General features: G+C 70.2%; 12 protein-coding genes. 2 read left to right on the forward strand and 10 right to left on the reverse strand.

All coding sequences use genetic code 11. The features are described 5' to 3' along the window. Positions 1–2: 2 nt before the first annotated feature. The 5 genes from obgE to BLQ91_RS24185 form a co-directional block, all read right to left on the reverse strand. Positions 3–1,454 (reverse strand): GTPase ObgE, encoded by a 1,452-nt coding sequence (gene obgE / locus BLQ91_RS24165; RefSeq protein ID WP_090100103.1) that lies wholly within the window; start codon positions 1,452–1,454, stop codon positions 3–5. 103 nt (positions 1,455–1,557) lie between these two features. Then, on the reverse strand, positions 1,558–1,815 hold the full coding sequence (gene rpmA, locus BLQ91_RS24170; RefSeq protein WP_053735607.1) for a 50S ribosomal protein L27: 258 nt from the start codon (positions 1,813–1,815) through the stop codon (positions 1,558–1,560). Positions 1,816–1,829: 14 nt separating this feature from the next. After that, the gene (gene rplU / locus BLQ91_RS24175) at positions 1,830–2,141 is read right to left on the reverse strand and encodes a 50S ribosomal protein L21 (protein ID WP_065913850.1); all 312 of its coding nucleotides are present in this window, start codon (positions 2,139–2,141) and stop codon (positions 1,830–1,832) included. Positions 2,142–2,393: 252 nt separating this feature from the next. Further along, a complete protein-coding gene (locus BLQ91_RS24180; protein WP_090100104.1) occupies positions 2,394–5,495 on the reverse strand; it encodes a translation initiation factor IF-2 N-terminal domain-containing protein in 3,102 nt (1,033 codons plus the stop codon). 228 nt (positions 5,496–5,723) lie between these two features. Next, positions 5,724–6,449: a TIGR03936 family radical SAM-associated protein gene (locus tag BLQ91_RS24185; protein WP_090100106.1), complete on the reverse strand. Its 726-nt coding sequence runs from the start codon at positions 6,447–6,449 to the stop codon at positions 5,724–5,726. Positions 6,450–6,654: 205 nt separating this feature from the next. Between BLQ91_RS24185 and BLQ91_RS24190 the strand changes: the two genes are divergently transcribed. Further along, positions 6,655–8,085: a S8 family peptidase gene (locus tag BLQ91_RS24190; RefSeq protein WP_245733780.1), complete on the forward strand. Its 1,431-nt coding sequence runs from the start codon at positions 6,655–6,657 to the stop codon at positions 8,083–8,085. A gap of 54 nt (positions 8,086–8,139) precedes the next feature. Here the strand turns inward: BLQ91_RS24190 and BLQ91_RS24195 are convergent, their stop codons facing one another. From BLQ91_RS24195 to BLQ91_RS24210, 4 genes are all read right to left on the reverse strand, one after another. After that, entirely contained in the window at positions 8,140–10,101 is a 1,962-nt protein-coding gene (locus tag BLQ91_RS24195) for a TIGR03960 family B12-binding radical SAM protein (RefSeq protein ID WP_090100110.1), read from the reverse strand. Positions 10,102–10,162: 61 nt separating this feature from the next. Continuing rightward, on the reverse strand, positions 10,163–11,008 hold the full coding sequence (locus tag BLQ91_RS24200; RefSeq protein WP_090100112.1) for an ABC transporter permease: 846 nt from the start codon (positions 11,006–11,008) through the stop codon (positions 10,163–10,165). A gap of 1 nt (position 11,009) precedes the next feature. Further along, on the reverse strand, positions 11,010–11,783 hold the full coding sequence (locus BLQ91_RS24205; RefSeq protein ID WP_090100115.1) for an ABC transporter permease: 774 nt from the start codon (positions 11,781–11,783) through the stop codon (positions 11,010–11,012). Further along, positions 11,783–12,697, reverse strand: coding sequence for an ABC transporter ATP-binding protein (locus BLQ91_RS24210; protein WP_176959934.1), 915 nt, complete (start codon positions 12,695–12,697; stop codon positions 11,783–11,785). Before BLQ91_RS24210 ends, BLQ91_RS24205 begins: the two co-directional genes overlap by 1 nt. Before the next feature lie 55 nt (positions 12,698–12,752). Here BLQ91_RS24210 and BLQ91_RS24215 point away from each other — a divergent pair, with 55 nt between their 5' ends. After that, the gene (locus tag BLQ91_RS24215) at positions 12,753–13,340 is read left to right on the forward strand and encodes a GNAT family N-acetyltransferase (protein ID WP_090100119.1); all 588 of its coding nucleotides are present in this window, start codon (positions 12,753–12,755) and stop codon (positions 13,338–13,340) included. Between the two features lie 132 nt (positions 13,341–13,472). Here BLQ91_RS24215 and ndk read toward each other — a convergent pair whose 3' ends face one another. Further along, complete coding sequence (gene ndk, locus BLQ91_RS24220) at positions 13,473–13,883, reverse strand: nucleoside-diphosphate kinase (RefSeq protein ID WP_089928249.1); 411 nt, start codon at positions 13,881–13,883, stop codon at positions 13,473–13,475. Between the last annotated feature and the right edge of the window lie 682 nt (positions 13,884–14,565).

The raw sequence follows: 14,565 nt of genomic DNA on the forward strand, positions 1-14,565 counted from the left end.
GGTTACTCCTCGTCGAAGTCGTCGCCGTGGTCGCCGGGCGCGCGGCGGGCCTTCTTCAGGGCCTTGCGCTCGTGGGCGCCGATGCGGTCGTTGCGCTCGAGGCGGGCGTCCGTGCCACGTCCGGTCATCGTCATCGCGATGCCCGCCGGGGTGGTCGGCTCCCAGTCGAAGATCAGGTCGCCGATGGTGACCTGGCAACCGGGGACGGCGCCCATCTTCACGAGCTTCTCCTCGACGCCCAGCCTGTTCAGGCGGTCCGCGAGGTAACCGACGGCTTCGTCGTTGGAGAAGTCGGTCTGGCGGATCCAGCGCTCGGGGCGTTCGCCCTTCACGATGAAGCCACCCTCGACCGAGGGGTCCTCGGTCACGGTGAAGCCCTGGTCGTCCACGGCGGTCGGCCGCAGCACGATTCGGGTCGACTCCTTCTTCGGCTGGGCGGCGCGGTACTCGCGCACGACCTCCGCCAGCTTGAACGTCAGCTCGCGCAGACCCTGGCGGGAGACCGTCGACACCTCGAAGACCGGCAGGCCGCGGGCCTCGATCTCCGGGCGGACGATGTCGGCGAGGTCCTGGGCGTCCGGGATGTCGACCTTGTTGAGGATCACCACGCGCGGGCGGTCCTCGAAGTTCCCGCCGAGCGCCGGGGTGTACTCCGACAGTTCCCTCTCGAGCGCGTCGATGTCCGCGATCGGGTCGCGGCCCGGCTCGTACGTCGCGCAGTCGACGACGTGCGCGAGAACGGCCGTGCGCTCGATGTGGCGCAGGAAGTCGAGGCCGAGGCCCTTGCCCTGCGACGCACCGGGGATCAGGCCGGGGACGTCCGCCATCGTGAAGATGGTGTCGCCCGCGGTGATCACGCCGAGGTTCGGGACCAGCGTGGTGAACGGGTAGTCGGCGATCTTCGGCTTCGCGGCGGAGAGCACGGAGATCAGCGACGACTTGCCGGCCGACGGGAAGCCGAGCAGGCCGACGTCCGCGACGGACTTGAGCTCCAGCACCAGGTCGCGCGTCTCACCCGGCTCGCCGAGCAGGGCGAAACCGGGGGCCTTGCGGGCCTTGGACGCGAGCGAGGCGTTGCCCAGACCTCCACGGCCACCGGCGGCGGCGATGAGGGTGGTGCCCTCGCCGACCAGGTCGGCCACGATCTCGCCGTCCTCGGTCAGCACGACGGTGCCGTCCGGGACGCGCAGGACCAGGTCCTCGCCGTGGGCGCCGTCGCGGTTCGCGCCGGCACCGGACTTGCCGCTGGTGGCGGAGGCGTGCGGGCGGAAGTGGAAGTCGAGCAGGGTGTGCACCTGCGAGTCGACGACGAGGACGACGTCGCCGCCCTTGCCCCCGTTGCCTCCGTCCGGGCCGCCGAGCGGCTTGAACTTCTCGCGGTGCACTGAAGCACAACCGTTGCCCCCGTTGCCGGCGGCAGCGTGGATCACCACCCGGTCTACGAAGCGGGCCACGGAACTACTTCCCTTCAAAAGGCTTGGACAAGCAACGAGGGGCGGTGCCGGTTGACCGGTCCCGCCCCTCGCAAAGGTCTGACTACGTCGCGGAAAACGGTCCTCAGACCGCGACCGGGACGATGTTGACGGTCTTGCGACCGCGCTTCGTACCGAACTCCACCGCACCCGGCAGCAGGGCGAACAGCGTGTCGTCCTTGCCGATGCCGACGCCGACGCCGGGGTGGAACTTGGTGCCGCGCTGGCGGATCAGGATCTCGCCGGCCTTGACGACCTGACCGCCGAACCGCTTCACACCCAGGTACTGGGGGTTGGAGTCACGGCCGTTGCGGGAACTGGATGCACCCTTTTTGTGTGCCATGAGAAGTCAGGTCCTCACTTACCGGTGATGCCGGTGACCTCGACGCGGGTCAACTTCTGACGGTGACCCTGTCGCTTGTGGTATCCGGTCTTGTTCTTGAACTTGTGGATGCGAATCTTCGGGCCCTTGGTGTGCTCGACCAGCTTGCCGGTAACCGAGAACTTCGCCAGGGCGTCCGCGTCAGCGGTGACGTCAGTGCCGTCGACCACGAGCAGAGCCTGGAGGGAGATTTCGGTGCCCGGCTCGCCCTCGAGCTTCTCGACCTCGACGATGTCGCCGACAGCGACCTTGTACTGCTTGCCGCCGGTCTTGACGATCGCGTACATCAGGACGGAAGTCTCCTGCTACTCGATGGTGACGGGCCGTGCGCCAACCAATCTGGGAACGGTGTTTCCACCACAGGCACCAGAGGAGGCACACGACAGGACCCGTCGGATGGCGGGCCGTCGTCAAGGTTACGGGAGTGGGTACGCCGGGAGCAAACCGGGGTACCTGGATCACGTTTCCGCAGGTCGCGTGGCCCCCACAACGCAAAACCGGGACCGCCTCGATGAGGCAGCCCCGGTTTCGCCGGTGCGTCAGTCCTCCTGGACCGGCGGTCCCGCGGGCCGCGACACGGCGCGGCGCCGGCGGGTGGTGGTGACCACCGGTGCGGGCATCTGGACCTCGGGCTGCTGGGGCACCTCGACGACGATCGGCGCGGACGCCTCCGCCGCGACCGGCGCACCGGCGGCGCGCTTGGCCGCACGGCGCCGCGGACGGGCCGCAGGGGCCTCCACAGCGGCCACAGGGGCCTCGGCGACGGGTTCGGGCGCGGAGACCGGCTGCGGGGCAGCGACGGGCTCCTGCGCCTGCTCGGGCTCGGCGACCACGGGGCGCTGGGACCCGATGCGACCCGTCACCGCGGGCCCGGCCTCGGCGACCGGCTGCTGCGCGCCGATGCGCCCCGTGGCGACGGGCTGCTCCTGCGCGGGCTCGACGGGGCGCTGGGCACCGGTGCGGCCGGTCGCGAGGGGCTTCTCGGCGACCGGTTCCGGGGTGACCGGCTCGACGAGCTCCTCGGCCGTCTCCTCGATCACCACGGGCTCGGTCTCGTACACCACGACCGGCTCGACCTCGACCGGCGCCGGGTCCTCGGCGACCTCGTGCGGCACGGTGCCGTTGAGCGCCTGCTCCTCGGCCACGACCGCGTCTACGGCCGCCTGCGGCTCCTTGTCACGGCCGCGGCGGCGACGCCGGCGACGGCCGTGGCCCTCGTGCTCCTGGTCCGCGGCGACCACGTCCTCGGAGACGTCCTCCGGCTCACCCGGCTCGACGACGACCTCGGCCGGCGCCTCGGGCGCCTCGACGGACGCCTCGACGACATCGGGGGTCTCGGCCGCCTGCTCGCCGCCCCCCTTGTTGCGGCGCGACTTGCGGCCGCCGCCCTGGGCCTGCTGCTGCTGCTGCTGGCCGCCGCCGTTGCCACCGCCGTGCGAGTGCATGGGCTCGGCGGACACGACGACGCCACGGCCGCGGCAGTGCTCGCACGTCTGGCTGAACGCCTCGAGCAGGCCGGTGCCGACCCGCTTGCGGGTCATCTGGACGAGACCCAGCGAGGTGACCTCGGCCACCTGGTGGCGCGTGCGGTCGCGGCCGAGGCACTCGGTCAGGCGGCGCAGCACCAGGTCGCGGTTCGACTCGAGCACCATGTCGATGAAGTCGATGACGATGATGCCGCCGATGTCCCGCAACCGGAGCTGGCGGACGATCTCCTCCGCCGACTCCAGGTTGTTGCGGGTGACGGTCTCCTCGAGGTTGCCGCCGGACCCGGTGAACTTGCCGGTGTTGACGTCGATGACCGTCATCGCCTCGGTGCGGTCGATGATCAGGTAGCCGCCCGAGGGCAGCCAGACCTTGCGGTCGAGCGCCTTCATCAGCTGCTCGTCGATGCGGTACTCGACGAACGCGTCGTTGTTGCCGACGTGCTTCTTCAGGCGGTCCTGCAGGTCCGGCGCCACGTGGCGGACGTAGCCGTCGATGACGTCCCACGCCTCGTCGCCCTGGACGACGAGCTGCGCGAAGTCCTCGGTGAACAGGTCGCGGACGACCTTCACCAGCAGGTCCGGCTCCTCGTAGAGCAGCGTCGGCGCCTTGGTGGAGGTGCTCTCGGACTTCTCCTTGATGACCTTCCACTGGGCCTGCAGACGCGTGACGTCGCGGCCGAGCTCCTCCTCGGCGATGCCCTCCGAGGCGGTGCGGATGATCACACCGGCGTCCTCGGGGACGACCCTCTTGAGGATGTCCTTGAGGCGCTTGCGCTCGTTGTCCGGCAGCTTGCGGCTGATGCCCGTGGCACCGCCGCCCGGCACGTAGACCAGGAAGCGGCCGGGGAGGCTGATCTGGGTGGTGAGGCGGGCGCCCTTGTGGCCGACCGGGTCCTTGGTGACCTGGACCAGCACGGAGTCGCCGCTGGAGAGCGCCTGCTCGATCTTGCGGGACTTGCCCTCGAGACCGGCGGCGTCCCAGTCGACCTCACCGGCGTACAGCACGGCGTTGCGGCCGCGGCCGATGTCGATGAACGCGGCCTCCATGCTCGGCAGCACGTTCTGCACGCGGCCGAGGTACACGTTGCCGACGATCGAGCCGGAGCCCGACGACGTGACGAAGTGCTCGACCAGCACGCCGTCTTCCAGCACGCCGATCTGGGTGCGGTCGCCGCGCTCGCGGACGACCATCGTGCGGGCCACGGCCTCGCGGCGGGCCAGGAACTCGGCCTCGGTCAGCACCGGGGCGCGGCGGCGGCCGGCCTCGCGGCCGTCGCGGCGGCGCTGACGCTTGGCCTCGAGGCGCGTGGAGCCGCGGATGCTGCGCACCTCGCTCTGCGCGGCCTCGGAGTCGGCCTTGTCGTCGCGCGCGTCGCGGGACTCGCGGACGTGCACGACCGTGTTCGGCGGGTCGTCCTCGGACGTCACGTCCTCGTCCGCGCCGGTCTTGCGACGACGGCGGCGACGACGGCGGCGGGTCGAGCCCTCGTCGCCCTCGTCCTCGGTCTCGGCGGCGTCCTCGGACTCGGCGGCCTCGGCCGCGTCCTCGGACTCGTCGGACTCCTCGGAGTCCGGCTCGGCGTCGGTGCCCTTGCCGCGGCCGCGGCCACGGCGGCCCCGGCGGCGGCGACGGCGGCTGTCGCTCTCGTCATCACCGTCGGCGTCGGCGTCCGCGTCGGTCTCCGCCTCGGCGGCGTCGAGCTCGTCCGCGGCGATCTCACCGACGGACTTCTCGTCCTCGACCGGCTCCTCCTCGACGACGAACGGCGAGACGGGCGCCTTCGGGCGCTCGACCGGCGTCGGCGGCAGGAAGACCGCGCTCGGCGCGGCGAAGATCGGGGCGAGCGCCGGTGCCTCGAACGCCGGGACCGCGGGGGCCTCGTAGTCCTCGGTGACCTCGCCGGTGACCACGTCGTCCCAGTCGACGAGCGTCTCGGCGACCTTCAGCGCGACGTCGCGGCTGACGCTCGACTGCGCGCTGCGGGCGACCTCACCGAGGTCGGCCAGCGCCGTCATCACGTCCTTGCTGCTGACCGCCAGCAGCTTCGCCAGCGCGTGGACCCGAAGCTTGTCCGGCAGGTCCGCCAGCTCAGGGCGCGCGGCAACGACACCCTGCCCGCCGGTACCACCGGCAGGCTGTTCCTTGTTCGACATGCAGCTCCTCCACCCCCGGGCGCGTCCCGTGAGGACGCGGCCGCGCAGGGGCCTCTCTTGTCTCTCTCCGCCGCTGCTCGCGGCGGGAATCCTTGCCTCGCGCGCAGCGGCGTGGCGCCTCACTGGACGCACGCTTGCGCAGGTCCTACGACGACGCCGCTGTCAGCGCCGCTCCTCCTAATCGCGCGTCGCGGCGAACGGCAGTTGGGTGGACACTGTCTGCGCTCGTCAGGACTCCTTGTCCTGTTGGAGCGGGTCCACCAGCCTGCCTTCGCCGTCGAGCCGTCCCTGCGCCATCCGGGTTGCTCTCGCAGGTACCGGCGGCACGAGGTCGGCCACGACGCGAAGCGCGTTCAGCACGTCGTCGGGTCGGACGGTAGGCGTTACCTGCCGAACGACCGTCATGAGTATCCCACACGGTTGTGACATTCCGGCCTCATCGTGTCCGGCGTCGCTCGAACGGGGTTCGACCAGCGCCGACACGACGGCAGGCCGCACGTCGAGCATCTTCGTGCCGCTCTTGGTGAGCCGTTCGACCTCCACGGACTCCTCCGCGAGGAAGGCGCCCACCGCTTGCGCGAGCTTCTCCGGCTCCACGCCGTCGAGCTCGATGCGCCACTCGCTCGCGTCGATGCGCTCGGTGAGGTTGCCCCCCTTGGCCTGGACGATGTCGACGACGTCGATGCCGGGGGGCAACGCCTCGTCGAGCGCCGTCCTGAGGGCCTCCGGGTCCACCTCCTCGACCACGGACACCTCGACGTACTCCGCCTCGCTGGCGACGCCGGTCGGCGCGGCGCCGACCCACGACACCTTCGGGTGAGGGCTGAACCCCTGCGAGTACGCCATGGGTACGCCTGCGCGGCGCAGCGCACGTTCGAACGTGCGAGCGATGTCGCGGTGCGAAGTGAAACGCAGCCTCCCCCGCTTGGTGTAGCGGAGGCGCAGTTTCTGCACGGCGGCGGCCGACGGGTTGTTGGGCAGGTTGCGGCTCAGTGGTGCTCCCGAGTGGTGTTCCGACGGGTGAGCGGTCCCATCGGCGCAGGCTGTTCGTCCGGTAGGACGGTACCGTGAACCTGATTCAGAACGTTCAGCTTGTCTAGATCGTTGCGCGTGGTTACGGTCCGGCTGACTGGACGCCCTGCCTACCTGGAGGTCCCTGGTGCCTCTGCTCCACCGCGCTCGAGCGGCGGCGTTGACCGCGTTGCTCGCCGCAGGGTGCATGACGGCGTCCGTGCCCGCGGCCGCGCAGCCCTGGGTGTCCCCCACGACCCCCTCGTGCATCCAGCCGGGTCCGCTGCTGCGCTACCTCGTGGTGTTCTCGCAGCTCACGACCCCTGCGATGGCCGACGCGGAGATCACTGAGGCCTGCGGCACCACGACCGTCTACTACCCCGAGATCTCGGTCGCCGTCGCGACCTCGCCGGACCCGTCGTTCCTCAAGCTGATCGGCCCGCAGCGCGCCTACAGCGCCCAGGGCGAGAGCATCGCCAAGCGGTCGGCGAAGCGGAAGAAGGACGACACGGAGCTCCTGCGGCCGGCCGGGGCGCGCCCCGGCGAGCAATGGGACATGGATCTCATCAAGACCTCCGCCGCCCACGAGATCGCCACGGGCGACAAGTCCGTCGTCGTGGGCGTGCTGGACTCCGGCGTCGATCCGCGCCACCCCGACCTGGTGGACGCGCTGGCACCCGAGCTGTCCGCGGGGTGCCTGACCGGCAAGCCCGACCCGTCGCCGTCCGCGTGGGCCCCGACGACGTCCGCCCACGGCACGCACGTGGCCGGCACCATCGCCGCGGCCGACGACGGCCGGGGCATCACGGGCGTCGCACCGGGTGTGCGCATCGCGTCCGTGAAGGTCGTCGACGACGAGGGCTTCATCTACCCCGAGTACGCGGTGTGCGGCTTCATGTGGGCCGCCTCGCGGAACATGACGATCACGAACAACAGCTACTTCATCGACCCGTACCTGTTCACGTGCCAGAGCGCACCGGGCCAGCGGGTCGTCTACGAGGCCGTGCGCCGGGCCGTCGACTACGCGACCTCGCGCGACGTGCTGACCGTCGCCGCCGCCGGGAACGCCGCGGCGGACCTGTCGAGGCCGGGCCGCGACTCGATGTCCCCGACGAACGGCGACGCCCAGACCAGGCCGGTCGACTCGACCTGCGTGGTGCTGCCGGCGCAGCTCAAGAACGTGGTCGGCGTGTCGGCGGTCGAGTCGACCAAGACGAAGGCCGGGTACAGCTCGTACGGCCTGGGCGCGATCGACGTGACCGCGCCGGGCGGCGACGCGCGCACGCCGACCGGGTGCGTGCTGTCGACCGTGCCGACCGGCTACGACCACTCGTGCGGGACGTCGATGGCGGCCCCGCACGCGGCCGGGGTGGCGGCGCTGATCGCGTCGACGCATCCCGAGGCGGACGCGGTGTCGCTGGGGCGCATGCTGAACGCCCAGGCGGAGACGCTGGCGTGCCCGGCGGACTACGACCTGAACGGCACGGGTGTGCAGGACGCGTTCTGCACCGGCTATTCGGAGTACAACTCGTTCTACGGGCACGGGCTCGTGGACGCGCTGGCCGCGGTCACGAAGTAGGCCACCCCGCAACGAGGTCGGGACCCGCTTTCGCGGGCCCCGACCTCGGAGGAGCTACGGCGTGAGCGCCGGGTTTTTCACCGGCGAGCCGACGCCGACCGGCGAGATCGGCAGCAGCTTGCGGCCCGTCGGGCCGACCTCGATGTCCGTGCCCATCGCCGGGCAGACACCGCAGTCGAAGCACGGCGTCCAGCGGCAGTCGTCCTGCTCGCGCTCGTCGAGCGCGTCCTGCCAGTCGGCCCAGAGCCACTCCTTGTCGAGGCCCGAGTCGAGGTGGTCCCAGGGCAGGACCTCCAGCTCCTCGCGCTCGCGGGTGGTGAACCAGGCGAGGTCGACGCCGAGCGGTTCGAGCTGCTCCGCGGCCTTCGCGGTCCAGCGGTCGTAGCTGAAGTGCTCGCTCCAGCCGTCGAACCGGCCGCCGTCGCGCCACACGGCCTCGATGACCTTGCCGATGCGGCGGTCACCGCGGCTGAGCAGGCCTTCGATGAGGCTCGGCTTGCCGTCGTGGTAGCGCATGCCGATGTTGCGGCCGAGGCTGCGGTCGGCGTTGACGGCCTCGCGGAGCTTGCGCAGCCGGTCGTCGACGACGTCCGGGTCGCACTGCGGGGCCCACTGGAACGGCGTGTGCGGCTTGGGCACGAAACCGCCGATCGAGATGGTGCAACGGACGTCGTTGCGGCCGCTGGCCTGGCGGCCTGCGCGGATGACGTTCTTCGCCATCTCCGCGATCTGCAGGACGTCCTCGTCCTCCTCGGTCGGGAGGCCGCACATGAAGTAGAGCTTCACCTGCCGCCAGCCGTTGGAGAACGCGGCCGACACCGTCCTGATGAGGTCTTCTTCGGACACCATCTTGTTGATGACGCGCCGCATCCGCTCGCTGCCACCCTCGGGCGCGAAGGTGAGGCCCGAGCGCCTCCCGTTGCGGGACAGCTCGTTCGCGAGGTCGATGTTGAACGCGTCGACGCGGGTGCTGGGCAGACTCAGGCCGGTGTTCGTGCCTTCGTAGCGGTCGGCGAGGCCCTTGGTGATCTCGGCGATCTCGCTGTGGTCGGCGCTCGACAGCGACAGCAGGCCGACCTCTTCGAAGCCGGTCGCCTCCAGGCCCTTCTGGACCATGGCGCCGATGCCCTCGATGGACCGCTCGCGCACCGGCCGGGTGATCATGCCCGCCTGGCAGAAGCGGCAGCCTCGGGTGCAGCCGCGGAAGATCTCGACGCTCATCCGCTCGTGGACGCTCTCGGCGAGCGGCACCAGGGGCTGCTTCGGGTACGGCCACGCGTCGAGGTCCATCGTGGTGCGCTTGAAGACGCGGTACGGGACCCGGTCGCGGTTCGGCACGACGCGCTGGATGCGGCCGTCCGGCAGGTACTCCACGTCGTAGAAGCGCGGGATGTACACGCCGCCGGTCTCGGCGAGCCTGGTCAGCACCTCGTCGCGGCCGCCGGGGCAGCCCTCGGCCTTCCACGCGCGGACGATGTCGGTGATCTCGAGGACGGCCTCCTCACCGTCGCCGAGCACCGCCGCGTCCACGAAGTCCGCGATCGGCTCCGGGTTGAACGCCGCGTGCCCGCCGGCGACCACGATCGGGTCGTCCTCGGTGCGGTCGGCGGCGTGCAGCGGGATGCCGGCGAGGTCCAGCGCCGTCAGCATGTTCGTGTAGCCCAGCTCCGTCGCGAAGCTGATGCCCATCAGGTCGAACGCCTTCAGCGGGCGGTGCCCGTCGACCGTGAACTGCGGGACGTCGTGCTCGCGCATGAGCTTCTCGAGGTCCGGCCACACGGCGTACGTGCGCTCGGCGAGCACGTCCGGCAGCTCGTTGAGGATCTCGTAGAGGATCATCACGCCCTGGTTGGGCAGGCCGACCTCGTACGCGTCGGGGTACATCAAAGCCCAGCGCACGGACGCCGCGTCCCAGTCCTTGACGGTCGCGTTGAGCTCCCCGCCGACGTACTGCACCGGCTTGGAGATCCGCGGCAGCAGTGGCTCCAACCTGGGGAAAACAGACTCGACACTCACGCGACCAGAGTAACGGCCCCTCCGGGGAGGGGCCGAATCGCGTGCCGGGACCGGTTTTCGATCAGTCCAGCAACAGCTTTCCCAGGCGCCGCGCCGCCACGACCGTTCCCGCGGCCGCCATCACCGCGAAGTAGGCGAGGTGGCCGAGCATGCCCCAGCCGACGACGCCCAGCGTGAGGCCGCGCATCACCTCGATGGCGTGGTAGAGCGGCGTCCACGTGACCACGGTCTGCAGCCAGCCCGGGTAGACCGACAGCGGGTAGAACGTCGTCGAGAAGAGGAACAACGGCAGCACCGCGAGCTGCACGAGGTCGAAGTCCTGCCACGACCTCATGAACGTCGTCGCCGCCATGCCCACCGCCGCGAACGCGAACGCCACCAGCAGCGCCGCGGGCAACGCCAGCAACGCCCACGGCGAGGCGATGAGCCCCATCCCGAGCATCACGCCGAGGAACCCGGCCGAGTAGAGGCCGCCCCGCAGCAGCGCCCACGAGATCTCGCCGATGGCGATGTCCATCGGCCCCATCGGCGTCGTGAGCATCGCGTCGTAGAGCTTCACGTACTTGAACTTGAAGAACACGTTGAACGTCGCGTCGTGCACGGCGCCGTTCATCGCGCTCGCCGCCAGCAGCGCGGGCGCCACGAACGCCGCGTAGCTGATCGGCTGCCCGTCCGGCCCGGCCACCGACGACACCATCTGCCCGAACCCGAGCCCCAGCGACCACAGGAACAGCAGCGGCTCGAACGCCCCGCCGATCAGCACGAACCACGCCCGCCGGTTCGCCACGGCGGACCGTTCGACGAGCTTGCTCGCCCTGCGCCCGTAGAGCCCCGGCGGGATCACGCGCCACAACAACCCCACGCTGGCGGGTTTCGCCTGGCCGGCGCGGTCGAGGGTCTGCGTCATGTCACATCGCCAGCCTTCGGTGGAAGAACTTCACGCCGAGCGCGATCCCCACGGCCACCAACACTCCGAGGTACGCGATGTGCCCCAACGCCGGCAACACACCCAACGTCCCGAACGTCGCCCCGCGCGCGAGCTCGATGCCGTGCCACGCCGGCGTCAGCCACACCAGCGGCAGCAACCAGTCCGGCAGCTGGCTGACCGGGAAGAACGCGCCGGTGAACAACGTCATCGGCATCAGCACGAACCGGAAGATGTTGGTGAACGCGTCCGGCTTGTCCAAGGTCGCGCTGTACGCCACCAGCGGCGCGCCGAACGCCAGCCCCGCCAGCGTCGCCAGCGGGATGGCCAGCAGGATCCCCGGCCCGGCCGCCGCACCGAGCAGCGCCGCGATGCCCACGAACACACCCGCCCGCAGCAGCAGCTGCGAGCCGATCCACATCACCTGCGAGTAGAGCACCTGCGCCGGCGTGATCGGCGTGGCCACCATCGCCACGAACGACTTCTGCCACATGAACTGCGACATGACCGGGTACGTCGACTCGAACGTCGCCCCCTGCACCGCCGTGACCACGATCAGCGCGGGCGCGAGGTACTGCAGGTACGGCACGCCCCCGATCAACGCCGTCGACTGCACCTGCGACCCGAACCCCAGCCCGAGCGCCAGCAGGAACAGCACCGGCGTCAGGAAGCTCGACACCGCCGTGGCCCGCCAGTTGCGCCGGTACCACGTCCAGGTCTTCTCGAACCCGAACCAGGAAGCCCTCAACGTCTCCATCAGTCCACCAGCGTCCGGCCGGTGAGCCGCAGGAACACGTCCTCCAGCGAACTGCGCCGCACCAGGCTCTGCACGGGCTGAACCCCTTGCTCGTGCACCTTCGCGAGCGTCTGCTCCCCGTCCGGCGTGTACAGCAGCAGCCGGTCCGGCAACACCTCGACCCTGTCGGCGAACCGCGCCAGGTCCGGTTTCTCCGCCCCGGGCTGGAACCGCAGCTCCAGCACCTCCTTGGTGGCGTACCGGTTGATCAACTCGCTCGGCGACCCCTCCGCCGCGATCCGCCCGCCGTCCATGACGACGAGCCGGTCGCAGAGCTGCTCGGCCTCGTCCATGTAGTGCGTCGTGATGATCAGCGTGACGCCGTCCTGCTTGAGCCGGAACAGCCTGTCCCACAACAGGTGGCGCGCCTGCGGGTCCAACCCGGTCGTCGGCTCGTCGAGCAGCAGCAGCTCGGGGTCGTTCACCAGGGACCGCGCGATCGTCAGCCGCCGCTTCATGCCCCCGGACAACGGCTCGACCTCGTGGTCCGCCCGATCCGACAGTTGCGCGAACTCCAGCAGCTCCTCGGCCTTCTCCCGGCACCTCGCCCGCGACATCCCGAAGTACCGGCCGTAGATCTGCAGGTTCTGCCGCACCGTCAGCTCGGTGTCGAGGTTGTCGAGCTGCGGCACCACCCCCAGCCGCGCGCGGATCTTCGGCCCCTGCGTGGCGGGGTCCATGCCGAGCACCTCGAGATCCCCGCCCGTGCGCCCGGAAACGCACGAGATCATCCGCATGGTCGACGACTTGCCCGCCCCGTTGGGCCCGAGGAACCCGAACGCCTCACCCCTGCGCACCTCGACGTCGATCCCGCGCACTGCCTCAAACGATCCGAAGTGCTTGGTCAGAGCCTTGGCCTCAACGAGGTTGTCCACCCACCCGACGTTAACGAACCCCTCCGACAATTTTCGACGCAATTACGATCGCCCCATGCCCACCCCGGAACTGCACTGGCTGACCGAAGCCGACGACCACCTCCGCGCCGAGATCCACGCGGTGGTGCACGACGTCGTGGCGGCAGGCGGCGCGGTCGGCTACCACGAGCCCCCGACCTACGACCGCATCTCCACCTGGCTCGACACGGTCCTCAAACAGGTCCGGGACGGCGACGCCGCCTTCACCGCGGCCCTCGTGGACGGCGTCGTGCGAGCGGTGGGCCTGTGGCGCCGGGGCCCGACCGCGGTGTTCCAGCACCGGGCCGAGGTCCAGCAGGTCATGGCGCACCCGTCCGCCCGCGGCCTGGGACTCGGCCGCCTGGTGGTGGAGGGCCTGGTCGACAACGCACGAGCCCAGGGCATCGAGATCGTCATGCTCGGCGTGCGCGGCAACAACCACGGCGCGATCGAGCTCTACGAGAGCATCGGCTTCCGGGAGTGGGGACGGATGCCGAACGCGATCGCCGTGGGCGCGCAACGGTGGGACGACGTGCGGATGTACCTGCCGCTCGGCTACCCCGAGGGCACGATCCTCAACGGCGCCAAGGCAGGCGGCCTCGGCAGCAGCCCCCGGCGAGCCTGACAGGACGCGGCGGCCAGAACACCGCGAAGGCGACGCCGAACCGTCCTTCCCAGACACTCCGCCAACGCGAGAACCAACGAGAAGGGGCCTTCACCGAAACCCGGTGAAGGCCCCTTCGACTCCCAACCCCACTCAGAGGTTCGGGAACCAGATCTTGATCTCGCGCTCGGCCGACTCCGCCGAGTCCGACCCGTGCACCAGGTTGTACTGGACCTCGGTCCCGAAGTCGCCGCGGATCGTGCCGGGCGTGGCCTTCTCGACGGGGTCGGTGCCACCGGCCAGCTGGCGGAAGGCCGGGATCGCCCGGACACCCTCCACGACCAGGGCGACGAGCGGCCCACCGGTGATGAAGTCGACCAGGTCGCCGTAGAACGGCTTGCCGTCGTGCTCCGCGTAGTGCTGCTCGGCGGTGGCGCGGTCGGCGGTGCGCAGCTCGAGGGCGGCGAGCTTCAGGCCCTTGCGCTCGATGCGGGCGATCACCTCGCCGACGAGACCACGGGCGACGCCATCGGGCTTAACGAGAACCAGGGTGCGCTCGGACACGACGGTGTGACTCCTTGGGGAACAGGTACGGGATGTGCGAGCAAGGGTAGCCGCGCACGGCGGGCGCAGTTCGGGAGGGCTGTGACCGGCGGTACTCCGGCACCGGGCACGCGATCCGCGGCAGAACCGGCCCGACCGGCGGGCGCCGGGTGCGTGTTCGCGACGAAGCCGGCTTCGTCGAGGCGCTGAAAGCGCGCAACCCCGACTTCGCGATTTTGCGTACCGGCCTCGTCCGCCAGCGCGAGAAAACCAGGCACAAATCCAATAGGCACTCGATAAATCCAGTATCCACATTGCCGCACGAATTGGAATCGTTCACCCGATCGCGTGGTACCTGGCGCACTTTCCTCACACCTGCAGGTAGGAAGTAACGGCACCGACCGCTCTTTCCATGAGGAAGAAGTGCCCGCTCGTGATCATTCGTCCTGATTCCGTTCTGCAAGGCCGAAACAACCCGGAGTGACTTCTGTTGGGCGACCATCGAGCCGCATTCGGCGCCCTCGCGGATGCCTTGAGGCAATGCCATGTGAATCGGACCACGGGAGCGTTGTGCGTTTCCGGCAACGCGGGCGGGCTGTTCCACCTGCGTCGCGGTGTGGTCATCGCGGTCGAGAGCGCCGGATCCGGGTCGTTCGCAGCGGCGCTCGTCGGCCGGCGCAGCGCGAGGGACATCGCGTTCGCG

It is taken from the genome of Lentzea jiangxiensis (assembly GCF_900104175.1).
GTDB classification, from domain to species: Bacteria; Actinomycetota; Actinomycetes; order Mycobacteriales; family Pseudonocardiaceae; genus Lentzea; species Lentzea jiangxiensis.

What these genes read in the sequence shown, in the direction of transcription:
- rpmA (WP_053735607.1), bottom strand. Translation starts at nt 1,815, where the DNA reads ATGGCACACAAAAAGGGTGCATCCAGTTCCCGCAACGGCCGTGACTCC.
- rplU (WP_065913850.1), bottom strand. Translation starts at nt 2,141, where the DNA reads ATGTACGCGATCGTCAAGACCGGCGGCAAGCAGTACAAGGTCGCTGTC.
- BLQ91_RS24180 (WP_090100104.1), bottom strand. Translation starts at nt 5,495, where the DNA reads ATGTCGAACAAGGAACAGCCTGCCGGTGGTACCGGCGGGCAGGGTGTC.
- BLQ91_RS24200 (WP_090100112.1), bottom strand. Translation starts at nt 11,008, where the DNA reads ATGACGCAGACCCTCGACCGCGCCGGCCAGGCGAAACCCGCCAGCGTG.
- BLQ91_RS24205 (WP_090100115.1), bottom strand. Translation starts at nt 11,783, where the DNA reads ATGGAGACGTTGAGGGCTTCCTGGTTCGGGTTCGAGAAGACCTGGACG.
- BLQ91_RS24215 (WP_090100119.1), top strand. Translation starts at nt 12,753, where the DNA reads ATGCCCACCCCGGAACTGCACTGGCTGACCGAAGCCGACGACCACCTC.